Genomic DNA, 24,496 nt, shown 5'->3' with positions numbered 1-24,496 from the left:
TCCTTCAGGGTATGAAACTAGTCGAAGCGCTCCGGCCACAGGGCGCCGGCCATCAGGCGGGCGCTGTAACGGGCCACATCGTCCAGGTACGTCGCGGGGTACGCATCCCAGCGTTCGACATCGAGAATTACGTTGCGGGCGAGCGCATACACCACTTCCTGCCCGAACAGCGCGTTGCCCCAGCGTTTCGCCTCGTCTTCCGTCAGGGCCGGATTCCACGCGCGCGCCACCGCGATGATCTGCCCCATCTGCGGCTCAAAAACATCGCGAAGCAAAGCGCGCGCGGCGGGCGAAGGCTCGAGCAGGGCGCGCAGGAGCAATTGCGTCTCCCAGACCGGGTGTCTCCCGCTGAGAATTTCCTCCAGGCGCTGCCGGAGGGTGCTTTCGAGCGCATCCGCCACCGGCGTCCCCGATTCGGTCAGCGCGCGCGCGGCCTCCAGCATCTGGCCCCACGTGCACTGGGATTCCAGCACCCGCTGGAGTGCTTCCAGGTAGAGCGGCTCCTTGCCGCCGAAGTGGTACGCGATCGACGCCATGTTGGTGTTCGCCCGCCGGGCAATGGCGCGCGTGCTGGCCCCGTCATAGCCGAACTCGGCGAACAGCTCCCCCGCGGCCTGGAGCAGCGCGGCGCGCGTGTCGGGCGGGTCCTGAGTCATGGCGTTGTAGTTCCCCCGGGCCCGGCGGAAGCGCCGGACACGTCTACAGGCACTATACCGCGCGGCGACGATTATGTCAATCGATTGATTGAATTCGAAAGCCGCCGACAAGGGACGGGTGCCCGCTCCAGAGCCCCCCCGCGAAGCCACCGGGCGCCCAGCCAAAGGAGCGGGCGCATTCCCAGTTAGCGCCAGCGTGCGCGCCTGTCCCGACGGGGGTCGCGGTCAGAGGCTGGATCATGCGGCGCAGCCCGTTTTGACCCCAATTCGGGCGCACAACGCCCAACCGGCGGGTCTGTCCCGTCGCTCGCATCGCCATTATGGGACAAACCACCCATATTACGCAGGAAAATACAGAAAAACCGGCGCGGAGCCGACCGGAAACCGTTCGCACGGACCACCCGAATCTTTTATTGACACCCCGCGCTATCTGGTGTAGGGTCGGATTAACGCGGCCGGACAGCAGACCAAGATCTTTGTGACCAACGCCAGCGGTATCGGCCCGGAGAGAGCATTGGCGTGCGCGCGGCGACGGCACACGCCCCGCCCGGATGCGCAAGGGCTGTTGACAATGAAAAGCGAAGGTGGGAAAGCGGATAGCTCTTGACCAAACGGAATTGAGGGCCCCTGTGGCTTACAGCCATGTTCTGAATCGGGACGGAATTGCCCGCGGCGTGGCCTCAGGACTGACTGTATGCTTTTTGCGGACCGATGTAAGAGGAAATGGACGATGCATAGTCTCGGAATCTCGCTGAGCCCGTTCTGTTTATTGGGTATGCTCGCACTTGGGACGCTCCCTCAGCCAAGCGCATGGAGCGAGCCCGCCCTGGCACTGACCTACCAGGATTTCAGTACAGACCCCGGGTGGGACAACTACCAGAACCGGGTGGTGGGCACGAACATGCCCGAAAGCATCCAGGACTTTGGATGGCGTTCCACCTCGCACGCAGCCCCGCCAAACGCGCCCGGTGAGATCGGCGGAAACATTTCCAACTCGCGTGTTCCCGCCAGTTACGCGATGCCCTTGGGGCGCCCGCTCACGTTTGATGACAGGATTTCGGTTTCCGGCCGGCTGGCGCTGACGGAAGTCGGAACGCGTGGGGTCTCCTACTTCGGCTTTTTCAATAGCCGGCGCCACACATGGCGGGTTTACTCCTCAATGGCAATTCGTCTGTGGGAAGAGCGGGATGTAGCCCAAGTCATGTTCGACTGGATGTCGAGCGACTGGCGCGGACGTTTCTCAGAGACAGATATCCTTATTCCACCGGACGGTAGCGTTCACACGTTCAGCTTCGTGTACGAGCCCGACGCGCGCCCAGACCCTATATGGCCCGATACCCTGTTGGAGAAACACATTACGGAAGAGACCGGAAACATGAGGCCCATCGAGTTGCAGGGCGAGGAGTTCATTTTCGAGCGCGCCTCCCAAGACGAGCCGGGCCTTACCCGCGAAGACCTCCTCCGCCGCCTGATTGACGCGCGGGACCGCGGGCTCGTCGTGTATTTCCATCGCCGCGGCCAACATCGGTGGTGGAAAATGCCCAACCCGGAAAGGCTTCACGGTCGGGTCACGCTCGAATTCAACGGAGAGACACCGTACGCCATTTGGTTTGACGAGGAAATCAGGAACTCACCTGTGGAGCTGGACCGATTCGGCCTGTTTAACATCTGCCGCTATGGAACGGGCCAGACGGTCTACTTCGCCGATCTGATCATCAACGGTGAGAGCATAGACCTCACACAGAACCCTCACTGGATTGGCGCCAACAACCGCGCCTCCTGGATAGAGCCCGACTTCCACTCGATGAACGATTTCGGCTGGACCCAGTCCAACTGGGCGGGTCAGGCTCCAGGTGAGCTCGGCGGCTTGCTCTGGCGCGTCCAACCCGAGGACCCCGGCTTTGGTTACTACGCGGACGAGGTGGGCACGCTGACCTTGGACGACCCAATTCAGTTTGATGGGCAGATCTGCTTCGTGGACGGAATGACCGATGCCTCGATGTTTTTCGGCTACTTCAATAAGGACGGCTACATGCGCGCGCCTGACAAGGATTGGAATTTCAGCAACACACCCTCGATGATGGGTATCGAACTCAACGATCTGACCGCTGTGGGCTACTACTTCGGTGTTCTCTTGCGCGACGCGTCGGGTCGGACCGAGTCAGAGGATAGGCGTCATCGGTTCCTCCCCGACCGGAAACCGGTCCCCTTCAGCTTCGACTACGATCCGGACGCCAACGGCGGAGTGGGCCGCGTAACGTATACCATCGGAGGAAATGAAGGAGGGTTCGACCTGAGCGCGGAACAACGCGAGGCCGGAGCGCGTTTCGACCGTTTCGGTCTTGCGTGCGTCCGCAGGGGGGGGAACTCTATTGAGATCTACTTTGACGATCTAACCTACACCGTGCGCCGCAATCCATCCGCTCCTCATGTTCACCACGAGCAGACCGTCGTTGAGCGCCCCTATCCCGTGAGGCGTGCTGGCCGCGAGTTCTAAATCGGGAAAAACAGGGGAGATGCGCCAGGATGAACCGGCAAGATGTTAGAAACTTTCTTGTGCCAAGCGCGATCGGGACCGTGGTGGCGGCGTTTGCACTGGAGTACGTGTACCGGGAACGCCCGCTGGGCGATGCGATTTGGCGCGGGATGTGGTTCTTTGTGTTCTATACCGCGGGACACTTTTTCTTCGAAGGGATATCGCGGATTCACGAGATGTGGAAGGACGCCGCCGAACGCGTCGGCAAGCCCTCATCGGACTTTGATCTGGACGCGGCGATAAAAAAGTCTGCCCTGGTCAGTATGGTCATCCTGCTCGCGCTGTATGCGCGGGATAAACTCGTGGCTTTTGCGCTTCTGGCGCTCTTGGCTGGTCCCGTCCTGTGGAAGGACTGGAAAAAGTCAAGATAATGCTTGCGCCGCAACGTCTGGCGCCTGTGCGCGGGTACGTCCCTTGGCGCCGCCAAGGGACGGGTGCGCGCTGGAAACCTCGAACCCGCGCACGGAGACCGGCGTTCCGCGCATGAGACCGCCGCCCTACGCAAACACCGCCGGTGCGCGCGCCTGTCCCGGTCGGGGTAGCGGCGGGAGGCATGACTGTGGTTGGGGCTTCGCACGGGCAAGCCCTTGCGGGCTTGACCGTGGCACACCCGGGGGCAGTTGACAGTTGGCAGTTGGCAGTTGGCAGTTGGCAGTTGGCAGTTGGCAGTTGGCAGTTGGCAGTTGGCACAGGGGTGGCGAAAGGGTGGATGCAGGCAGGATGCCCTGCCTCCTGGGAAATAGGGACAGCCACCTATATTATGAATGCATTGCAATAGAGGGCTTACGCCCAGCTCAGCTCGCCGGCTTCCCCGCCTCCAACGGGCCGGGGCCTGAGCGCGCCTCCTGCATGGGCCGCGTTGCCATGGTCGCCAGCGATCACGGCACAGCCCAAATCGCGGCCTGGACCGAATACGTGTCGCCGTCTTTCGCGTAGAACAGGGTGAGGATCGTGCCGTCGTTCCGCTCGATGCTGGCGGGGTAGCCGCCGTCGGATTCCGGCATGGCCGCGATATCGAGGGTTTCCCCCCAGGTCTTGCCTTTGTCCGCGCTGATGCGCGCGCGGACCCCGAGCTGGCCGGCGCGGCGGTCGCCCGCGGTGAGGACGATGCGCCCGTCCTCCAGCCGCAGCAGGTGCGCGGGGTACTGGCGGTCGTCGGTGACCGCGCCCTCGTCCACCCAGGTCAGGCCGTCATCCGTGGAACGAAACAGGAAGGTGGCCGTACCGCGGATGGCCGCGAGCCATTCCCCGCCGCCGAGGTAGAGCAGGGCGGTTTCATTCAGGCCATCCGCAATCTTGGAGCGGACCTGCCACGAGGCGCCGTTGTCCTCGCTCGTCAGAAAGTAGGGCATCCACGGGCCGGGCTTGTCCCAGTACGTGGTCCCGTAGGCGGAGGCGTTCAGCCGGCCCCCGTCGGAGACGACGATATCGCCGAAGGCGACCATTTCGCGGCCCAGCGGATCGGCCGGGAAGTTTTTGTGCACCCGCCAGGTCCTGCCGCCGCCGTCCGACTGGCACACCCACGGGCGGAGGATGGCGTCCCGGAAGACATTGCGCTTTGGCGCGCCGGGCTGCTGTTCGTCCGTCCACCCGCCGACCAGCGCGATCAGGTTGCCGTCCGCGTCGAGACCCACCGCCTGGTTCATGCGCACCGTGTTCGGCGCGTGCTCGGTCAGCGTGCCCCGGTGCGTCCAGGTGCGGCCCTCGTCCGTGCTGGCCCAGCAGGCGACATCGCCCTCGACCTGCCCGTGGCTCGGTTTGTTAAACCCCGCAAGCAGGAGGGTCCCGTCGGGAAGCCGGGTCAGGTTGGGCCACACCGTGGCCCCGGACACGGCGGTAAAGGTCGCCGCGATGGGCGCGCGGGCCTCCTCCGCGGCGGCGGTGGCAAACGCGCCGATCAGCGCGGCGCAAAAAACGGCAAGGCCATTCATGAACGACTCCAGGCGGCGGCGGGCCAAATCAGCGCGGATCGCCGGCCCGCACCCATTCCTCGTTAAAATGCACGTGCTTGATGGTTTCCAGGTTGTAGCTGTAGGTCGCGTGGAGCGTCCCGTCGGCCGCCTGGATGATGCTCGGGTAGTCGTAGCGGGCGCCGTCGGTGTCCTCGATGTGCCGGGTCCATTTCCACGTCTTCCCCCGGTCATCCGAGATCGAAACCGCCAGTTTGTCGCGCGGGCTTTCCTCCACGTCGTTGTAGATCATGAGGAGGTTCCCGTTCTTCAACGCGAGCGCCTCGATGCCCGCCCCGGGGTGCACGAGATCCGTCACCGTAACCGGGCCCCAGGTCATCCCGCCGTCGGCCGAGTCGCTCCGCTTGATGCGCCGCTCCGGGCCGCTGTTGCGGAAGAAGGCGCTGATGTGGCCATCCTCGTATTCGACCAGCGTGGGCTGGGTGAGGCCGGCTTCGGGAACCGGGTTGGAGTAGGTCCAGGTCTCGCCGCCGTCCTTCGTGATCGCCATCATCGCAATATTGACGTTCTCGTTGCTCAAGGGAAGAACGACGGCGCCGTCGCGCCGGATCAGCGGATGGGCGCGCGGCATCCAGCCCAGCCGCTGCACGAGCGGTTCCTGGAGCCGCTCTTTCATGCGCTCAATGTAGCCGAGCACCCGCTCGTTGCCCTCGCCGCCGCGGTCGCGCCAGGCTTCCGCCGTCGCGTCGATCACCGCCTCCAGGCCGGTGGGATGCGGCACGAGGATATCGCTCTTCGCCCACGCGGGCGGGCCCTCCCCGGAGAGATCGGTCGCGATGCGGTAGCGCACCACCGCGCTGCCCCAGGTCCAGTCCGGCACCCCGAGCAGCGTGGGGTAGACCAGCCAGAGCCGTTGCTGCTGGTCGATGGCGAGCGTGGGGTTGTTGTCGGAGACCCCGAAGGTGTCCGCCATGACGAACGGCTTGCTCCACGATCCGCCAGCGGGCTTGCGCGCGCCGCCGATGCGCACGTCGGAGCTCTTGTCCCGGCGCTCGTAGTAGTAGCGCGGATCATCGATATCCACGCCATTCTCGTACCAGACCGCGATCAATTCACCCGAAGTCGTCTCCACGAGGCTGGACGCGTGCACATGGTTGGGCGTGTCGTACGCGAAAATGTGCGTCTCCTCGTAGAACGGCGCGGCGTACGTTGCGGACACGAAGGCAATCAGAAAGAGGGGCAGGAGCGGGATACGCATGGAACACTCTCCTCGGCGCGCGCGGGCGCGGTTAAGGCCTGGGCCCATTGGTAATTCTTTAGCCGTCTGAAGCAGTCACCGCCGTCGCACCGAACGGTGGCTACTCTCGATGATCGAACACCGTCATCCCCACGAATGTGGGGATCCAGAGACCATGCAACGTTAACCTCGCAACCCCTCTGGATTCCCGCCTTCGGGGCTGTTGGTTTACTTAACTCACCCTACACTATAGAACGAATGAGCAGATCCGTCATCCCCGCGAACGCGGGGATCCAGCGACGCGATCGCACAAACCTCCGAATTCCACTGGATTCCCGCTTTCGCGGGAATGACGCCATAGGGCGTTAGCACAAAATTGTAGGAAATGCGCTCACCGCACACGTTAAATCGACAGCCCCCTTCGCGGGAATGACGAATACATCCCGTGTAAGTGAGGCTTATCGTATCGGCGAACGCCTTACTTCAGACGCCTGAAGTACTACGCCCATTGTAACGGGGGCGCGCCCGAAGTTCCACGCGCCGCGAGCGGCAGTCGTGTATAAACTTCGTGAACGAGCCACTCGCCATTTGAACTACCGGGAATCGGGTAATTGGCGCGTGTTGAAGCGCCGGCATCCCTGCCGGCCGAGATGCCGTCACCCAGATACACCCACGCGCTTTGATTCGAGGTCCCAATTCGCCAAGAGCGAACACCCATCTGCTTCGATCCAATCCCAATGCGATTGCCCTGACGCCGCGCGATTGCAATTCTCGCGCCGCGCGGGATACTGTGCGCCTGAATCGACACACCATCCGGAGGGTTCCGCCCATGAAAACCTGCCCGCTCGCCGATACCGGCATCCAGGTATCGCGAATTCTATACGGCTGCATGGGGCTCAGCGATCGCTGGGACGCATCCCCCTACACGCCCGCCGAAGTGAAGCACGCCACCGCCCTGGTCGCGACCGCGCTTGAACACGGCATCAACTTCTTCGATCACGCCGATATCTACGCCCGCGGGAAGTCGGAGCAGGTATTCGGCGAGGTGCTCCGCGCGCTTCCGGGCCTGCGCGATCGCATCATAATCCAGACGAAATGCGGCATTCGCTTCCCGGATATACCCGAACCGGGCCTGCCGGGCCGCTACGACTTCAGCTTCGACCATATTGTGGCGTCCGTGGACGGATCGCTCCAGCGCCTCGGCATCGAACAGATCGATGTGCTGCTCCTGCACCGCCCCGACCCGCTCATGGAGCCGGACGAGGTCGCGCGCGCCTTCGACGCGGTGCACCGTGCCGGAAAAGTGCGCTTTTTCGGCGTGAGCAATTTCAGCGCCGGCCAGATCGCGCTCCTGCAGGCGAGCCTCGACCATCCCATCGTGGCGAACCAGCTCGAGATCAGCCTGGGCCACCCGCACCTCATCGACGAGTGCGTCGGCGTGAACCAGACCGGCTACACCTACACCGGCGGGCGGGGCACGCTCGACTACTGCCGCATGCACGGCATCCAGGTGCAGGCCTGGACGCCCCTGGCGCGCGGGCGCATACTCGATCCGCCCGAGGACGCCCCGGAGGCGGCCATCGCGCTGGCGGACGCCATCGCCGATCGGGCGCGCGAATCTGGCGTCTCGCGCGAGGCCATCGCGCTGGCCTGGCTCATGCGCCATCCGGCGGGCATTCTCCCGGTTATCGGCACGACGAAGCTGGAGCGGATCGCGGCCGCCTGCGAGGCGGATCGCGTCGCCCTGAGCCGCGAAGCGTGGTACACCCTGTTCACCGCCGCGCGCGGCAAACCCGTGCCCTGATCGCCGCGGGTTTACGCGCGGTTGAATGCCGCCGCGTTTATTGCTACGATGACCGGACACTGTACAATCTTGGGCGTCCCATCCGGGGCGAGTATTCTTTACCGTGCAATGAAGGCTGCCGTACCATGAATCAACTGTTTCGCTGCTCCCGCGTATTACTCGTTGCGCTGTTTCTCGTATTCGGCCTTGCCGTGGCGGCGGAACCGCTCCACATTTACCTGACCTATTCGGACGCCCCGGAAACGTCGATCGACGTGAACATCGTCATGCCGCGGGCGAGCGACACCCTGGAGCTTCATTTCGACACCGCGCCGCATGCGGAGCCCGGCGAGTACGCCAACCGCGTGCGCCCCCAGTACGTGCAGACCCCGATGGAGCTGAGCGATCGCCGCACCATGTACGTCGCCGCGCTCAAGGACCTGGCCCCGGGGACCGTCTACCACTTCATGACCACCGACGAGGACACGGGCCCGTCCGCGCCCCGTTCCTTCCGGACGCTCCCGGGCGGGAACGCGCCGCTTCGCATCGTGAATGGCGGCGACATGGCGGTGGATGGCAACGCGATCCCGCTTTTGACGCTGGCCGGCAAGCAGGACCCGGATTTCGCGGTGATCGGCGGGGATATCGCCTACGTGAACGGGCTGCTGGGCGGTTTCGCCACCTGGGACCTGTGGCTCAAGAACTGGAGCGAGCTGATGGTGACGTCCGACGGCCGGATGATCCCGCTTGTCTGCGCCATCGGCAACCACGAGACGAACCGCTACAACACCGAGGACATCGCGCTGCGGGCCCCGTGGTACATGAGCTTGTTCGGACGCCAGGCGGGCGATCTCTACTATTCCCGCAAGTTCGGCGACAACCTGATCCTGTTCGTGCTTGACAGCGGCCATCTCCGCCCGCACGCCGGCGCGCAGACCGATTGGCTCGCCGCGGAGATGGAGAAATACAAGGATGTGAAGTACAAGTTTGCGGCATACCACGTCCCGCTCTACCCCGCGCATCGTCCCTACGAGGGCGAGGGTTCGGCGCAGGGCCGCGTGCATTGGGGCCCCCTCTTCGATCAGTTCGGCCTGACGGTGGGCCTCGAGCACCACGACCACGTCCTTAAACGCACCAAGCCGCTCAAGGGTGGCCAGGTGGTCGAGCAGGGGACCATCTACATTGGCGACGGCACCTTCGGCCGCGGCGCCCGCACAGTGGATCCGGAACCCCGCTGGTACAACCAGGTGGAGGCCGCCGCCCAGCACTTCTGGGTGATCGACGTGGCCGACGACAAGCTCTCGTTCAAGGCCATCGATCCGGAAGGCGCCGTGCTGGACGAATTCACCCTGCCCTGAGTCCGGGCTTGCCATGTACCCCCTGATTTTCCTGATCGCCATCGCGGCGTCCGCGACGCCCGGCCTGCCCGACGTGGCGAGCGGCGTACTGCCCGATTTCGCCCGCCTGAATGACGCCGCGACCGTTCTGGTCGACCATCGGAACGCGCGCGCCATTCGCGTCGACTTCGGCCACGATGCCTCCTGGCCGAATATCGCATTCGACGCCGGCGACGCGCCCTGGGACTGGTCCGCGCACGCCGGAATCCGCGTGGGGCTGTTCAATCCGGGAAACGAGTCCGTGGCCCTCAATCTCCGCGTGGACAACGCCGGCGCCAACGGGATCGACCACTGCAACACGGTGCAGCAGCGCATTGAGGCGGGATCGGCGGCGGAAATCGTCCTCTATTTCAACACGGCGGACCGGAAGCGCTTCTGGGGCATGCGCGGCATCCCCGTGCGCGGTCCCATGGGTACCGGCGCCCCGCTGAATCTCGCCGCCATCACCGGCTGGCAGCTCTTTCTCAGCCAGCCGGAAAGCCCGTCGTCCATCCTGATTACTTCGGCGGAACTCTTCGGCCAAGGCGGGGACCTGGCCGAGAAAGTCCCCTTTCCCTTCATTGATCGCTACGGCCAGTACCGGTACATGGACTGGCCCGGCAAGGTGCGCACCGACGGGGATCTGCGGCGCGTCTACGATGCCGATCGGCGCGAGGATCTCATCCCGGATAGAGACGCCTATGGCGGCTGGACCGGCGCGCCCGCCCGCGAGGCCACGGGCTGGTTTCGCACCGAACAGATTGACGGGCGCTGGTGGCTGATCACCCCCGAGGGCCACCGGTTCTTTTCCGCCGGCGTAAACTGCGTGGGGACCTGGGAGCGCACCTTCATCGAGCAGCGGGACGCGTGGTTCGAGTGGCTGCCGGAAGCGGACGACGGTCGCTTCAAGGCCGCGTTCGGCTACGCGCGGGGCGCCCACAGCATGGCCGAGACCATCGGCGGGGAGGGGCGGACCTTCGGCTTCTACACGGCCAACCTGATCCGCGCCTTCGGGCCGGACTGGGCTCCGAAATGGCGCGAGACCGCAATCGCGCGGCTGCGCGGATGGGGCTTCAATACCCTCGGCAACTGGAGCCAGCATGACGTTATGCGGGACGGCGATCTACCCTTCGTCGCAAGTCTGTCGATAGCCGGCGTGCGCCCGATTGAAGCGGCCAGCGGCTACTGGGCGCGGATGATGGATGTCTACGATCCCGGCTTCGCGCCGGCCGTGGACGCGGCGGTTCAGCGCGGCGTCGAAGCCTGGCGCGACAACAACCGCTGCATCGGTTACTTCGTGGACAACGAGCTGGCCTGGGAGGGGATCCTCGGCGGCGTGCTCGCGAGCGGACCGGATCAGCCCGCGCGCCAGGCCTTTGAGGACTTCCTCGCGGCGCGCCACGGCGATATCGGCGCGCTCAACGCGGCGTGGGGGACCAGCCACACGGAGTGGGCGGAAATTCGGGAGGCCGGGGCAAGCCAGGCGGCCCGGGAGGACCTGGACGCCTTCTTGCACGCCTTTGCCGCGCGCTATTTCCAGACAGTCAAGGAGGCCATCGCCCGGCACGCGCCCAACCAGCTTTACCTGGGCGCGCGGTTCGCCAGCGCGCCCGCGCCCGCCGTGCGCGCCTGCGCGGATCACGCCGACGCTGTCAGCTTCAACCTGTACGCCCCCGAACTGAGTGGCGATCGCGCCGCCCACTACGCGTCGCTCGGAAAACCGGTAATCATCGGCGAATTCCACTTCGGCGCCACCGACCGCGGCATGTTTCACCCCGGGCTCGTGCCGGTCGCCAGCCAGGAAGATCGCGGCGCCGCCTACGTTCGTTATGTCGAGTCGCTGCTGCGCCACCCCGCGGTCGTGGGCGCGCACTGGTTCCAATATGTGGACGAGCCCGTGACGGGCCGCAGCTACGATGGCGAGAATTACAACATCGGCCTCGTCGACGTGACTGATCGGCCCTACGCGAAGCTTGTGGAATCGGCGGCGGATCTGCACCGGCGCATGTACACCGTCCGCCAGGCGGCGCAATCGCCCGCGCCTGAAGATTGATCGCGGCCCCGGCGTTTGGTATACTCTGCCCTCGTTCAAATTCGCATCGACTACGTGTTGCAGACAGCCGGTGGCCTCCGGGCCTTAAATATCCTGCCGAGACCGTGGGACGGATGAATTCATTCTGGATTTTCCACCCGTGTTGTCTGTCTTCATGACAACACGGGTTTTTTATTGCGAACGCGATTGAAAATCTCTTGAGAGGAGGTGATTTTTTTGGCAAAACCGGAAAAGATAGCGTCGGTATCGGAAATCAAGGAACGCCTTGAGAAGTACGAGATCGCCATCGCCACCAAGTACGTGGGCATCAACGTCGAGCAGGTGACCGAGCTCCGGCGGCGGCTTCGCGAAGCGGGCGTGGAATACAAGGTCTACAAGAATACCCTGACCCGGCGCGCACTGAAGGAACTCGATCTGGAATCGGCCGCCGATTGCATGGAAGGCCCCACCGCGTGGGCCTTCTCCGCGGACCCCGTGGCCCCGGCGAAAATCCTCAAGGAGTTCTCGAAGAAGTCCAAGCAGGTTGGCATGATGGGCGGTGTGCTGGGCGGAAAGCCCGTCACGGCGGACCAGCTCAACGCGCTGGCAAGCCTGCCGTCGCGCGATCAGCTCCTGGCCCAGGTCGTCGGCACCATCGCCGCGCCCCTGCGCAACCTGGTCGGAACGCTCAACGCCGTGCCGCGTAACCTGGTCAGCGTTATCGACCAGATCCAGAAGAAGAAGGCAGCCGAGGAAGAGGCGGCGTAATCGTGCGCCTGCCCTCGTACCCATGTTACAAACACCATTTCTAACCCGTATGGAGATTACAGACCATGTCTGAGAAGTTGGATTCGATTATTGACAGCATTGCGGAGCTTTCCGTGCTTGAACTGAGCGAGCTGGTCAAGGCGCTGGAAGAGAAGTTCGGCGTCGAAGCGGCCGCCCCGATGATGATGGGCGCCATGCCCATGGCGGCTGCCGCTGGCGACGACGGCGCCGCTGCGGCGGGCCCGACGGCCTTCGACGTGATCCTGAAGGAGCACGGCTCCCAGAAGATCGCGGTGATCAAGCTGGTGAAGGAAATCGGCGGCCTGGGACTCAAGGAAGCCAAGGAAATCGTCGACGGCTGCCCGAAGACCATCAAGGAGAAGGTCTCCGCGGACGAGGCGAACAAGATCAAGGAGCAGCTCGAAGGCTCCGGCGCGGTGGTCGAACTCAAAGGCGTCTAATTCGCGCCATCCGCGATTGCGTTTTCACGCGCGGTCCGTCTCCACGGCGGGCCGCGCGTTTCTTTTGTGCGCCGCCGCGTTTCCCTGAAAACACAAGCGGCCCGGATACGCGATACCATCGCGTTTCCGGGCCGCATCAACGTTTGCGGTTAGTCAGCCGCCGCCGTCACGGGCGCCGGCGTGCCGGCCAGCCCGCCAGGACCAGCAGCGCCAGGCCAACCAGAAACATGTCGCCGACAATCTGGCGCACTTTCGCGCCCGTCTCGCCGGTGTTGCAGCAGCCCGGCGTGACCGGCAATATCGCCGCCTCAAGCTCGGCGCGCGACAGGAAGCCGTCGTTGTTCGCGTCCAGCGTGTTGAACTGGAACTCGGTCAACGGCGGATAGACGGTTCGCGCTTCGGCCAGGGTCAACAGGTCGTCCTCGTTGGCGTCGGCGCTCGCGAAATTATTCAATAGCAGCAGTGCGATGGCTTTAAGATCCAACTCGCCCTCGCCTTCACCCTCGCCTTCACCCTCGCCTTCACCCTCGCCCTCGCCTTCGCCCTCGCCCTCACCCTCGCCCTCACCCTCGCCTTCACCTTCACCTTCACCTTCACCCTCACCCTCACCCTCACCTTCACCCTCGCCCTCGCCCTCGCCCTCGCCTTCGCCTTCACCTTCACCCTCGCCCTCGCCCTCGCCCTCGCCTTCGCCCTCGCCCTCGCCTTCGCCTTCACCCTCGCCTTCGCCTTCACCCTCACCCTCACCCTCACCCTCACCCTCACCCTCACCCTCACCCTCACCCTCACCCTCACCCTCACCCTCACCCTCGCCTTCGCCTTCGCCTTCGCCCTCGCCTTCACCTTCCGCCGCGCAGTCGTCGAGCACGGTGACGGTACGCGTCGCCATGGCCTCGTTGCCCGCGTTGTCCAAGGCGGAATAGGTGATCCCATATACGCCGGGATTCAGGGTGTCGACCACTCCGGCCGCCTGGACCGCAACGGCGCCGTCAATCGCATCCACCGCCGACGCGCCGGGATCCACATAGCCGCCGCTCCCGCAGCTGACCACGTTAAACTCCGGCAGGTCATTGAGCACGGTGATTACCGGGGCCTGCGTGTCCACGACCGTCACCGATCGCGTGGCCGTTGCGACGTTGCCGGCGGAGTCCGTGGCTTCATAGTCCACCGTGAACACCGTGCCCGGGGCCGCCGCGGGATCCACCGTGTCCCCGCCAACGGTCACCTCAACCGCGCCGTCCACCGCGTCTTCCGCCGTTGCGCCGGGCTCGGCCCAGGATCCGCCGGCTTCCACCGTGGTCGTCTCGGGATCTGTCAGGGTGATGGACGGGGCCGTGTTGTCCACCGTCACCAGGGCGCTCGGGCCCGCCGCGGCGGTGGGATTGCCAATCGCGTCACTGGCGACGCCGGCCGCGATGCCGATCCCCAGTGTGCCGTCGCCGGTGATGTCGCTCAACACCACGGTGGGGCTGGCCGTCGCGCCGTCTTGGACGGATACAGTGGCCCCCACGGTTCCCGAGGTGTCGAGTAGCACATCCTCCGCGCGAAGATCGATGGCGCTGGCGTCCGCGATAGTGATCGCGAACACCACCGGCCCGCTGTTGGTCAACGTAACCGAGGGCGCGCCAATTGCAATGCCGGGCGCCGTGTTGTCCACCGTGAAGGTCGCGCTTGGCCCGGCGGCGGATGCGCTGTTGCCCGCGCCGTCGGCCGCCGTACCCGCGCCGATGCTGATGCCGAGCGTCCCGTCGCCGGTGATGTTGCTCAGGGTCACCGTCGGCGTGGCGGTAGTGCCGTTGGAAACCGCGACCGCCGCGTTCGCATTGCCCGTGGCGTTGAGCGTGATGTCGCCCTCGGCCAGATTGACGCTGCTGGCCCCGGTGTAAGTAACGGCGTAGCTCACCGGCCCGGCGGCGGTCGCCGAAGCGGACGGCGCGCCAATCGCAACGCCGGGAGCCGTGTTGTCCACCGTGAAGGTCGCGCTCGGCCCGGCCGCGGGCGAACTGTTACCCGCGTTGTCGGAGGCGGCGTCCGCATCGACGCTGATGCCGAGTGTCCCGTCGCCGGTGATGTTGTTCAGGGTCACCGTCGGAGTCGCGGTGGTCCCGTTGGAAACCGACACGTCCGCCGAGGCGCTGCCGGTGGCGTTAAGCATTATATCGCTGCCGGTCAGGTTGATGCTGTCCGCGCCCGTGAACGTGACCAGATAGCTGGCGGGCCCGCCGGCGGTCGCCGAAACGGATGGCGCGCCGATGGAGACGCCGGGTGGCGTGTTGTCCAGGGTGACCGCGGCGCTGGTCACGCTGGAGTCCAGGGCGTTGCCCGCGAGATCCTGAATGTCCGATATCAGGCTCGCCGCGAGCGTAAAGGAGCCGTCGCCCGCCAGGCCGGAAACCGTGACCGTATACGTATCGCCGCTTCCGCTGAAGGACACGCCGGAATGCGACGATCCGCCCGTGTGGTTGATGACCACATCCGCCGCACCGTCAAAATTAAGGATCGATTCGCTGAAAACAACCGTAAAATCCACGGAATCCGCGTTGGTCGGCCCGGTGGTGGCGGGCGTGATGGTATCGGTCGTCGGCGGGACCGCGTTTACCGTGACCGCCACACTGGTGGCGGCGCTGGTCCCGCAGCCATTGCTTGCCGTCACCGATACGTTTCCGGAATTGGCCAGGAAGTCGACCTCGATGCTCTGCGTCCCCTGGCCCGATACAATCGTGGCGTCCGCGGGTACGCTCCACGTGTACGCGATCGCGCCCGGGACCGGGGCGATGCTGTACACCTCGCCGGACGTGCTGTCCGGAACCGAGGCGGCGCCGGTTATGGCGCCCGGCTGGGCGGGCGCGCTGTCCGCGAGCTGGATGTGGGTGCGGAATATCAAGTCCCCATTGGCCACCGGGCCGCCGCTGTTGCCGTACGTCCCCTGGCCGTAGATGTTGCCCGAGAAGAAGTCCACGCCCTGGGCCACCATGTTGTCGCGCACCAGCTCCCACGTATACACGTTCCCCTTGGTCACCGCAATGGGGGCCGTCAGGATATGTGAATTCCCGCTGGACGCCAGGACTTCGGACTGGCCCGCGTTCAATTGCACGCCACCGTTTCCCGTGCCTTCGTAGATGTTCAGTGTCCAGTTGCCGGTGGCGCCGAGGGCGGTATCGATCTGGTAAAGGTCGCCCGTCAATCCAGCCGTAAACGATTGCCAGTGCAATACGCTGGCGCCCGCCGTCCCGTTGCCCACCTCCTGCACCTGATCCGGAACCACGCCATCCGAGACATAGGTCCGGAAATAGATGTCCGCCGCCACCACGGCCCCGCCACTGTTGCCGTAGGTCCCCGCCGCGTAGAGATCCGCCGTGCGGAACGGGATCGCCCCGCCGATCATGGCGTTGTCGGCCAGTTCAAACGTGTAGATATTGCCCGAGACGACGTTCACCGTCTCGTCCAGTATCAGCCGGTCCTCGCCCCCGGACAGGACAACCGCCTGGCCCGAGTTCAGTTTTGTGCCGCCATTCCCCGTGCCGCTGTAGATGTTCAGGGTCCACGAACCCGTGAGGCCGAAGCGCGTGTCCACCTGATGGAGAACCCCCGTCCGCCCCGCCGTGAAACTCTGCCAGTGGTTCACCGAGCTGGCCGACGTGCTGTTCGTCAGCGTCTGCGACTGATCCAATACGGCAATCGAAGTCAGGCATACGCCCGGAAACGGCGCGCCGCCGGTCTGTGTCCCGGGCGACGCCACCGCGACTGCGTCCACGGTCTCGGTGAAGTGCTTGACGAGCGTGTCGCTGCCGGTAATATCCGGCGAACGCACCAGGGATTCGCCCCCGTCGGCCGTTCCCGCAAGGAGTGTATATGACGCCATCACGGAGGAAGCGTCGTCGCGGAGCGTAATCGTATCCCCGGATTCCGTCAGGTGCAGCGCCCCGCTGCTGGCGACTTGAACGAGCGCGCCGCCAAAAACCGACGTCGCGGGCTGCCCGCTGAAACTGCTTCCGGGGTTGCCGCCGCCAAACACCACGATCGCCGTCAGCGGGGCGAGTACCGTGCCCTCGGGAAAGGTGTGGCGCACCGACGTGTTGTCGCTCAGCGTCCAGCCCGAGAGATCGATGGCGTCCGAAGGCGACGTGTTGACCAGTTCCACAAATTCATCGTTCGACGCGCTCACGACATAGTCCCGGTTTGCGTCGCCGCAGAACACGGCCCCCGAAGGCTCGCCAAACGCGCCGCATTCGCCATCGGACGTCACGTCGGCGTATATTTCGTTGAAGACAACCTGGGCTTGCGCCGCGCTGAATGCCATAAACAGAGAGACCGCGAGCACGCAATAACGGTACATGTAATACACTCCGTGAGGGGATGGGGCCCGCGCTCGACCGGGCGGTCCCAGGCGAATGACAGGCGATTATAACAATTCAGTATCGGATATGCGGCATCCATGTAAGGCGCCACCCGCTACATTGTACCACGTGATCTGTTGCCGGACCGATAGGATCAAGATGCCCGGGAGGAGAGGCCGAGGCCGCCCATGTGCGCTTCGTGAGACGATTTGCATGGGCTGTACAGGTTGGATTACATTGTGTGATAGAATTTCTTTTGTAAAGAGATTACCTTGACGCGTTGGGAGTCGGGCATGACGAACGAAGAAGCCAAAGCGCTGTATATCGACGCCGTGAAACTCTTTGAGGCCCAGGCGTACGCGGATGCCCTGGACAAGTTTGAACACCTGGACGCCGAACGCCCGAACAGCCGCCACGTGACCTACCACCGTTGCGTTTGCCTGGCGCATTTGGACCGGAAGGACGAGGCCCGCGAGCACTTCGCCCGGATTGACGGCAAGTTGGAACGCGACAAGGACCTCGAACTGAAGCGCCTTCTGAAGGAACAGCCCCCGCATTCCGATTCCGGCTACGATTTCCCGGAGGCCCCGCCGGCCGACAGTTCCGCCGACCTGACGGGAAATGTGCTGGTCATCGAATCGGCCTTTCCCAAGTCCACGGATGAAACCACTATCACCGGCCATGTCAAGTCCGGCGCCTTCCGAACGGGCGATTCCCTTACCCTGGTCACCGAGAGCGGCATGCCGCTCGTCGCGCCGATCGTTCGCATTGGCACGGCCGAGACCCCCTTGAAGATGGTCCGCGCCGGCCAGAAGGCCATCATGCTGATCCAGGTCGAGCCGCACCACGTGGTCCCCGGAAGCATGGCGACCTGTATCACTCAGGAAGAGTCCTACGCGGAGACGATGGTCGTCGGTATGAACGCCGACGCGCCATCCACCGCCTCCCAATCCGAGGGCAAGCTGCTGGAGCTCGAGCGCAAGCTCCGCCAGGGCGACTACGCCGGCGTCAAGGACAAGCTGGCGCAGGTGCTCGCCGAACAGCCGGACAGCTGCCCGGCCCACCGGCTCATGGCGCGAATCTATCTGGAGGGGGGCGAGGGCATCCAGGATCCGAAGCGCGCGCTGGATCATATCCGCCGCGCCTACGAACTGGGCGGCGCCGACGACCCCGTGGTGGTCGATACCCTGGCGCAGGCGATGGCGGCCAATGGCGAGGCCCAGCACGGTCTGCGCTTCCTGGAGCGCCTGTATAGCAGCACCCGCGAATTTGAGGCCAAGAACGCCCTCGCGCAGCGGATCATTGAATTCCGCACCCGGCACAAGCTCGGCCACATGTGGGAATTCGCGGACAGCTACGGCGACGTCATCTTCGAGGCGAGCGAGATTCACGAAATCGTCCGCGCCATCAAGACCGGAACCGTTCCCAAAACCGCCCTGTGCAAGCGGGATCGGGTCGGCGAATGGCGGAAAGTGGAAGAGACCCTCGCGCTGGAGTACCCGGATATCGGGGCGCTGTTCAAGGCGGAAGCCGCCGGAAACCGCTCCGTGCTGCTCTACGTAGTCATCGCCGCGTTGGCCGCCGTGCTTGTCTTTGTGCTCATCAACCTTTCCGGCGGCGGCGCCCCGCAGGGCTGATCGCCGAAAAAGTCCAATGGCTCCCGCGCGCTGGCGGGCCGTCGCGCGCGCCCCCGCACCGCAGCCCACAGATAAAGGACCTCACCCTCATGCATCGATTCGCCATCCTCACCCTGGCCGCCGTTTCCCCGCTGATTGCCCCGGCATGGGCGGAAAAGCCCGAGCCGAAGCCGTACAAGGGCAAGATGCAGGTCATCCCCGGGGTGGTGGAGGCGGAGCACTTCGACGAGGGCCCGGCGGGCGTCGCCTACTTCGATGTGGACGACGTGAACCATGGCGCGGATTACCGCGAACCCACCGGCGTGGACATCGAGGCCCGGCCCGACGCCTCCAACAAACACGGCATCGGCTGGATTCGCGAAACCGAATGGCTGATCTACACCGTCGAGGTGAAAGAGGCCGGCGAGTACGTGCTGGAGATTCCCGTCGCCTCCAACAAGCCCGGCGGAACCTTCCATATCCAGTTCGACGGCGTCGACGTCACCGGGCCCATCACCATTCCGGATACCGGCGGCTGGGACAAGCTGGAAACCTTGAAAGTGGAGGGCGTCACCCTGAAGGCCGGCGTCCAGCGCATGAAACTCATGATGGACAAGGACGGCGAGTCCGGCGGCATCGGAGACATTGACCTGGTGCGCTTCAAGAAGGCTGAGCCCGCCGAGTAGTCCGCCGCCACGCCCCCCAGCCCGAGGCAATCGCTTTCGACCGGATTGGGCATCCGCATCACACGCGCGCTGTTCCACCCGCAATGGGCCACCGCCCTGTAATCCGCCCTCTCGAACTCCGTCATCCGCTTGTGCGGTGAGGGTGGGCTTCCCGTCCCATCTCGACGCCCGTCGTGAATACACAAATGCCCCACACGTTCATCACCCGCCAACGTGGCCTGGCCTGCCGGGCCGAGGCAGGGTGAGCGGCGGGTTCGAACAGCCCATTGATGCCGTGAACACAGCCTCGGGTTTCCAAAGCAAAACGCTCCCTTCTTCATTCGTGTCCATTCGCGTTAACATACGAGGAAGCGCGGCAAAGGATCGCGGACATTCCTGTCCGCGGCAACGGGAGCCACCCCCAAAAAGTTCCCCTCACCCCCGCCAAAACCACCCCGAAGGGAAAGTGGCACAGCTCCATGACGCGCCGGAGGCGGGCGTCCTGGCTGTGTTCAGCGCCGCCAGGCGCAAATTGTAGGATAGGCGTCCCGCCTGTCCAATGCGCCGAGAGGCGCAAAGGATCGCGGACATTCCTGTCCGCGGCAACGGGAGCCATCCCCAAAAAGTTCCCCTCACCCCCGCCAAAACCACCCCGAAGGGAAAGTGGCACAGCTCCATGACGCGCCGGAGGCGGGCGTCCCGGCTGTGTTCAGCGCCCAAAGGCGCAAATGTAGGATAGGCGTCCCGCCTGTCCAAGCGCCGCAGGCAAGGATCGTGGACATTCTTGTCCGCGGCAACGGGAGATCGGGAAATAAAGCGACGTGAGTGGTCTGGAATAGAATCCCGGCGTCCCCAGGACCGAGAGCATTGGGGACCCGCGCCTCTTTACGTATACATCGATCACGAGATGTCGTGCGCCCATCCTGCCGCGGACAAGAATGTCCACGATCCTGCTACTCACGCCCGTCATGACCCAGATTCGTCTCCAAGGCGGTGGGTGCTTCATTCCGCTAAAGTGTTACTCCTTCTCCAACTTCTTTCCTTCGTGATCTTCGTGCCCTTCGTGGTGATCATTTCTTCGGTTGCGGCCCAAGGTTGCGCTGGGTTCTTTGTGTTCTTTGTGCTCTTTGTGGCTCCCAATCCGATCCGCCACGCGCATCGATCTCGCACCCCGACCCGGATCGCCGCCTTACACTTTGGCACGGAGAATTCCCCCTCAAGAGACTTCCTTCCTTCGTGGTCTTCGTGCCCTTCGTGGTGATCATTTCTTTGGTTGCGGCGAGGGCCGCCCTGTGCCAATTCCTGCTTCACATCCTCCCGTCCCCTATCGGTTGCGCCTTGAATTCGTGGCGCTTGCGCTGACCGTCCGCCGCCCAAAACTTGCACCCCCCCGCACCAAAAGGCGATCATATTCAGCCCGGCGTGTTTTTCCATGCTATTTCCTTTCGCGTGCCGCGAAATCCTTCTTAAATCGTCTGGAAGTGTGCATGCCGATTTGATTTAGCAATAATGGCCGCCGCCCGCGGGACTTCGGGCGGAGTGATGGCGGGGAGCGTGTTGCGGCCCCGCCACCATCCGCGCGAACGCCAGGCGCCAGTGGATTTCCACCGGTGGCCTTTCGGTTGCCGCCGCGCGGCGATACCACAAGATTTCAGCCAGGAAAGCATTTCTCATGCGTAAAGAAGCCTTTGAGCCCGTGCCGTCGCCGTTTAACTTCTCCCAGGCGGAGAAGGAGATGATCGCGTTCTGGAAGGAACACCAGACCTACCACAAGAGCCTGGCGCAGCGTCAGGACGCGCCGCGTTTTGTGTTTTACGAGGGGCCGCCGACGGCGAATGGGATGCCGCACCCGGGGCATTGCCTGACGCGGACGATCAAGGATATTTTCCCGCGTTACAAGACGATGGCGGGCTATTTCTGCGAGCGGAAGGCGGGCTGGGACACGCACGGGCTGCCGGTGGAGATCGAGGTCTGCAAGGAGCTGGGCATCATCGACGGCGGCAAGGAGGCCATCGAGCAGTACGGCGTGGAGAAGTTCAACCGCACGTGCATCGAGTCGGTCTTCCGCTACAAGCAGGAGTGGGAACAGCTGACGGATCGTATCGGGTTCTGGGTGGATCTGGACGAGGCCTATGTGACGTTTCACCAGAGCTACGTGGAGAGCGTGTGGTGGGCGTTGAAACAGCTTTTTGACCGGGGCCTGCTCTACCAGGGCCACAAGGTGGTGTGGTGGTGGGCGCAGGGCGGCACGGCGCTTTCCGCGGGCGAGGTGGGCGAGGGCTACCGGGACACGGACGATCCGGCGATCACGGTGCGGCTGGCGCTGACGGACGCGGGCAAGCAGGCGCTGAACCTGGAGGGCGAGAATGCGAGCCTGCTGATCTGGACGACGACACCCTGGACGCTTTCGAGCAACTGCGCGGCGTGCGTGGGCCCGGAGACGGACTACGCCGCCGTGAAGCACGCGGCGGAGGGGGGCGCAGAGGTGCTGATCCTGGCGCAGGCGCTGGTGAGCAAGTACTTCGGCGAAGACGCGGAGATCGTGGAGACCTTCAAGGGGAGCGACCTGCTGGGCGTGGCCTACGAGCCACTGTTCGACTATGGCGCGCCGGTTTCCATGGAGAACCCCGATCAGCCCTCCGGGAAGCATTGGATGGTGATCGCGGGCGATTTCGTCGATCTGGAGACCGGCACCGGCATCGTGCACATGGCGCCGGCCTTCGGCGAGGACGACTACCGCGTGTGCAAGGAGAAGGGAATCGGCTTCCTGTGCTACGTGAAGCCCGATGGAACCTTCGACGAGCGCGTGAAGGACGTGGACCCCTACGATGGGTCGGCGATCGCGGGGCAGTTCTGCAAGGCGGCGGACAAGGCGATCATCCGCCTGCTGAAGGAGCGCGGGCAGCTGTTCAAGCACGATCAATACCGGCACGCGTATCCCTTCTGCCCGCGCGCGGAGAACGACCCGCTCATCCAGTACGCGCGGAAGAGCTGGTTCATCAAGACCTCGCAGTTCAAGCGGGATTTCCTGGCGAACAACCAGGAAATCACGTGGCAACCGGCGCACATCCGCGACGGGCGCTTTGGCAACTTCCTGGAGAACAACGTGGACTGGGCGCTCTCGCGCGAGCGCTACTGGGGCACGCCGCTGCCGGTGTGGATCTGCGACACGACGGGCCACATGGAGTGCGTCTCGTCGTACGCCGAGCTGCTGGCGAAGCCGGACGTGCGGGGCACGGAGGTGTGGGAGAAGGCGAAGGCGGATAGCCCCGAGCTCAGCGAGCACCTCAAGGTGCACAAGCCCTACATCGACGCGGTCCATTACCAGAGCCCGAAGGACCCCGCCGGCCGGATGCGCCGCGTGACGGAAGTGATCGACGTGTGGTTTGACGCGGGCTGCATGCCCTTCGCGCAGTGGGGCTACCCGCACCTGCCGGGTTCCGACGCCAAATTCAACGATCGCTTCCCGGCGGACTTCATCAGCGAGGCGATCGACCAGACCCGTGGCTGGTTCTACGCGCTGCTGGCGATCAGCACGGTGGTCCACGGCGAGGAAAAGGGCGGCTGGCCGCATCCCTTCAAGAACTGCATCTGCCTGGGCCATATCCTGGGTGAAGACGGGCTGAAGCTGTCCAAGCGACTTAAGAATTACAGCGAGCCGGGGATCCTCTTCGAGAAATTCAGCGCGGACGCGTTGCGCTGGAGTTTCATCGCGAAGAATCCGCCCACGAACAGCAGCCGCCTTTCCGAGCGCATCGTGGAAGAGTCCCAGCGGGAACTGCTCCTCCGCTGGTACAACGTGTACAGCTTTTTCGTGATCTACGCGAACCTGGACGGCTTCGACCCGTCGGGCGCGCCCCACGCGGTGCTCCGCGAGATCTACGCCGACCCGGTGAAGGCGCCGAAGGGCGGCTCCGGCGGCGAATCGGCCTACCGCGCGCCGGCGGAGCGCGCCGAGCTCGACCGCTGGATCCTCAGCGAACTGGACCGCGTCATTGTCGAGGTGCGCGCGGCCATGGACCGCTACGAGACCTACCCGGCGGCCCGCGAGATCTCGGGGTTTGTGGACAGCCTGTCCAACTGGTACGTGCGCCGGAGCCGGGCGCGCTTCTGGGCGAGCGGCTGGAGCGCGGACAAGGCCGACGCCTACTGGACGCTCTACGAGTGCCTGGTGAAGCTCGCGCGCCTGGCCGCGCCGTTCACGCCGTTCTTCGCGGAGGTGACGTGGCGCAACCTGGTGCGGCCGGTTCCGGACGCCGCGGACAGCGTGCACCTGGCGGCCTACCCCGAGGCCAGCGCGATGAACATTGATCACGGCCTGCTCGAGGAAATGGCCCTCACGCGCGAAGCGGTTACGCTCGGCCTGAGCGCGCGCCGCGCGGAGAACATCAAGGTGCGCCAGCCGCTGGGCCTTTGCGAGCTGGTGGTGGCGAATCCGGAGCACCGGCAGGCGCTCGAAAGCCACCTCGACCTCATCCGCGAGGAGCTCAATATCAAGGAAGTGGCCTTTACGGACAGCCCGGAGGACTACGTCTCCTACGAGGTGCGCCCGAACTTCAAGGCGCTCGGCCCGCGGTTCGGAAAAAACGTGCAGGCGGTGCGCCAGATCCTCGCGAAGGCCGACGGCGCCGCCCTGGCCGCGCAGGTGCAGGAGGGCGGCGTCACGATCGAAGTCGACGGCAGGCCCGAAGTGCTCACCGCCGAGGAGGTGGACGTGCGCCTGACGCCCCGGGAAGGCTTCGCCGCCGCCCAGGGCAAACAACTGGTCGTGGTCATCGCCACGGAGATCACCGAGGAGCTCAAGCAGGAGGGCCTCGTCCGCGAGGTGGTCCGCGCGCTGCAGGACATCCGGAAGGATCAGAACCTGGCGTACGACGCGCGGATCCGGGTGACCATCGAAACGTCAGACGACGCGCTCAACGCCGCTATCGCGAAGCACCAGGACTACATCGCCCAGGAAGTGCTGGCAAGCGCGCTGGCATGCGGCGCGGCGGGTGATGGCGCGAAGGAGGTGGAGATCGAGGGCAGCGCGGTGAAGCTGGGTGTGGTGGCGTGAGACGTGAATCGACAGCCCCCTGAACTTTGAAATGAAAGCTGACGCCAGCGTATTGTTAGGTTG

At 64.5% G+C, this 24,496-nt stretch carries 14 protein-coding genes; 10 read left to right on the top strand and 4 right to left on the bottom strand.

The annotated features are described in order from the left end of the window. Positions 1 to 17 precede the first annotated feature (17 nt). Entirely contained in the window at positions 18 to 656 is a 639-nt protein-coding gene (locus KF886_04480) for a CerR family C-terminal domain-containing protein (GenBank protein MBX3176594.1), read from the bottom strand. A gap of 730 nt (positions 657 to 1,386) precedes the next feature. Between KF886_04480 and KF886_04475 the strand changes: the two genes are divergently transcribed. Then, positions 1,387 to 3,153, top strand: a complete 1,767-nt coding sequence (locus KF886_04475) for a hypothetical protein (protein ID MBX3176593.1) — start codon at positions 1,387 to 1,389, stop codon at positions 3,151 to 3,153. 29 nt (positions 3,154 to 3,182) lie between these two features. Continuing rightward, a complete protein-coding gene (locus KF886_04470; protein ID MBX3176592.1) occupies positions 3,183 to 3,563 on the top strand; it encodes a hypothetical protein in 381 nt (126 codons plus the stop codon). Positions 3,564 to 4,070: 507 nt separating this feature from the next. Here KF886_04470 and KF886_04465 read toward each other — a convergent pair. Both KF886_04465 and KF886_04460 read right to left on the bottom strand, forming a co-directional pair. After that, positions 4,071 to 5,123: an exo-alpha-sialidase gene (locus tag KF886_04465; GenBank protein MBX3176591.1), complete on the bottom strand. Its 1,053-nt coding sequence runs from the start codon at positions 5,121 to 5,123 to the stop codon at positions 4,071 to 4,073. Between the two features lie 28 nt (positions 5,124 to 5,151). Continuing rightward, positions 5,152 to 6,360, bottom strand: coding sequence for an exo-alpha-sialidase (locus KF886_04460; GenBank protein MBX3176590.1), 1,209 nt, complete (start codon positions 6,358 to 6,360; stop codon positions 5,152 to 5,154). Between the two features lie 808 nt (positions 6,361 to 7,168). Here KF886_04460 and KF886_04455 point away from each other — a divergent pair. The 5 genes from KF886_04455 to rplL all read left to right on the top strand — a co-directional run bounded on the left by KF886_04455 (position 7,169) and on the right by rplL (position 12,759). Beyond that, a complete protein-coding gene (locus KF886_04455) occupies positions 7,169 to 8,143 on the top strand; it encodes an aldo/keto reductase (GenBank protein ID MBX3176589.1) in 975 nt (324 codons plus the stop codon). 125 nt (positions 8,144 to 8,268) lie between these two features. Further along, positions 8,269 to 9,480, top strand: a complete 1,212-nt coding sequence (locus tag KF886_04450) for a metallophosphoesterase family protein (GenBank protein MBX3176588.1) — start codon at positions 8,269 to 8,271, stop codon at positions 9,478 to 9,480. A gap of 13 nt (positions 9,481 to 9,493) precedes the next feature. Continuing rightward, positions 9,494 to 11,551, top strand: a complete 2,058-nt coding sequence (locus tag KF886_04445; protein ID MBX3176587.1) for a beta-galactosidase — start codon at positions 9,494 to 9,496, stop codon at positions 11,549 to 11,551. A 210-nt stretch (positions 11,552 to 11,761) separates the two neighbouring features. Then, entirely contained in the window at positions 11,762 to 12,298 is a 537-nt protein-coding gene (gene rplJ / locus KF886_04440) for a 50S ribosomal protein L10 (protein ID MBX3176586.1), read from the top strand. A gap of 65 nt (positions 12,299 to 12,363) precedes the next feature. After that, positions 12,364 to 12,759, top strand: a complete 396-nt coding sequence (rplL, locus tag KF886_04435) for a 50S ribosomal protein L7/L12 (protein ID MBX3176585.1) — start codon at positions 12,364 to 12,366, stop codon at positions 12,757 to 12,759. 166 nt (positions 12,760 to 12,925) lie between these two features. On the opposite strand, the gene KF886_04430 is transcribed toward rplL, so the two are convergent. Then, a complete protein-coding gene (locus KF886_04430) occupies positions 12,926 to 17,095 on the bottom strand; it encodes a DUF5011 domain-containing protein (protein MBX3176584.1) in 4,170 nt (1,389 codons plus the stop codon). 294 nt (positions 17,096 to 17,389) lie between these two features. Here KF886_04430 and KF886_04425 point away from each other — a divergent pair, with 294 nt between their 5' ends. The 3 genes from KF886_04425 to ileS all read left to right on the top strand — a co-directional run bounded on the left by KF886_04425 (position 17,390) and on the right by ileS (position 24,433). Continuing rightward, positions 17,390 to 18,733, top strand: a complete 1,344-nt coding sequence (locus tag KF886_04425) for a hypothetical protein (GenBank protein ID MBX3176583.1) — start codon at positions 17,390 to 17,392, stop codon at positions 18,731 to 18,733. A gap of 89 nt (positions 18,734 to 18,822) precedes the next feature. Further along, complete coding sequence (locus tag KF886_04420; protein MBX3176582.1) at positions 18,823 to 19,398, top strand: carbohydrate-binding protein; 576 nt, start codon at positions 18,823 to 18,825, stop codon at positions 19,396 to 19,398. A 1,651-nt stretch (positions 19,399 to 21,049) separates the two neighbouring features. Continuing rightward, positions 21,050 to 24,433: an isoleucine--tRNA ligase gene (gene ileS / locus KF886_04415; protein MBX3176581.1), complete on the top strand. Its 3,384-nt coding sequence runs from the start codon at positions 21,050 to 21,052 to the stop codon at positions 24,431 to 24,433. Positions 24,434 to 24,496: the final 63 nt, after the last annotated feature.

The organism is Candidatus Hydrogenedentota bacterium, from assembly GCA_019637335.1.
Lineage (GTDB): Bacteria > Hydrogenedentota > Hydrogenedentia > Hydrogenedentales > JAEUWI01 > JAEUWI01.
Note: the sequence above shows the minus strand (reverse complement) of the source record. Positions and strands in the feature narration are given on the sequence as shown.

What these genes read in the sequence shown, in the direction of transcription:
- KF886_04425 (MBX3176583.1), top strand. Translation starts at nt 17,390, where the DNA reads ATGACGAACGAAGAAGCCAAAGCGCTGTATATCGACGCCGTGAAACTC.
- KF886_04465 (MBX3176591.1), bottom strand. Translation starts at nt 5,123, where the DNA reads ATGAATGGCCTTGCCGTTTTTTGCGCCGCGCTGATCGGCGCGTTTGCC.
- KF886_04480 (MBX3176594.1), bottom strand. Translation starts at nt 656, where the DNA reads ATGACTCAGGACCCGCCCGACACGCGCGCCGCGCTGCTCCAGGCCGCG.
- KF886_04475 (MBX3176593.1), top strand. Translation starts at nt 1,387, where the DNA reads ATGCATAGTCTCGGAATCTCGCTGAGCCCGTTCTGTTTATTGGGTATG.
- KF886_04445 (MBX3176587.1), top strand. Translation starts at nt 9,494, where the DNA reads ATGTACCCCCTGATTTTCCTGATCGCCATCGCGGCGTCCGCGACGCCC.
- KF886_04460 (MBX3176590.1), bottom strand. Translation starts at nt 6,360, where the DNA reads ATGCGTATCCCGCTCCTGCCCCTCTTTCTGATTGCCTTCGTGTCCGCA.
- KF886_04470 (MBX3176592.1), top strand. Translation starts at nt 3,183, where the DNA reads ATGAACCGGCAAGATGTTAGAAACTTTCTTGTGCCAAGCGCGATCGGG.
- KF886_04455 (MBX3176589.1), top strand. Translation starts at nt 7,169, where the DNA reads ATGAAAACCTGCCCGCTCGCCGATACCGGCATCCAGGTATCGCGAATT.
- rplL (MBX3176585.1), top strand. Translation starts at nt 12,364, where the DNA reads ATGTCTGAGAAGTTGGATTCGATTATTGACAGCATTGCGGAGCTTTCC.
- ileS (MBX3176581.1), top strand. Translation starts at nt 21,050, where the DNA reads ATGCGTAAAGAAGCCTTTGAGCCCGTGCCGTCGCCGTTTAACTTCTCC.
- KF886_04430 (MBX3176584.1), bottom strand. Translation starts at nt 17,095, where the DNA reads ATGTACCGTTATTGCGTGCTCGCGGTCTCTCTGTTTATGGCATTCAGC.
- KF886_04420 (MBX3176582.1), top strand. Translation starts at nt 18,823, where the DNA reads ATGCATCGATTCGCCATCCTCACCCTGGCCGCCGTTTCCCCGCTGATT.
- KF886_04450 (MBX3176588.1), top strand. Translation starts at nt 8,269, where the DNA reads ATGAATCAACTGTTTCGCTGCTCCCGCGTATTACTCGTTGCGCTGTTT.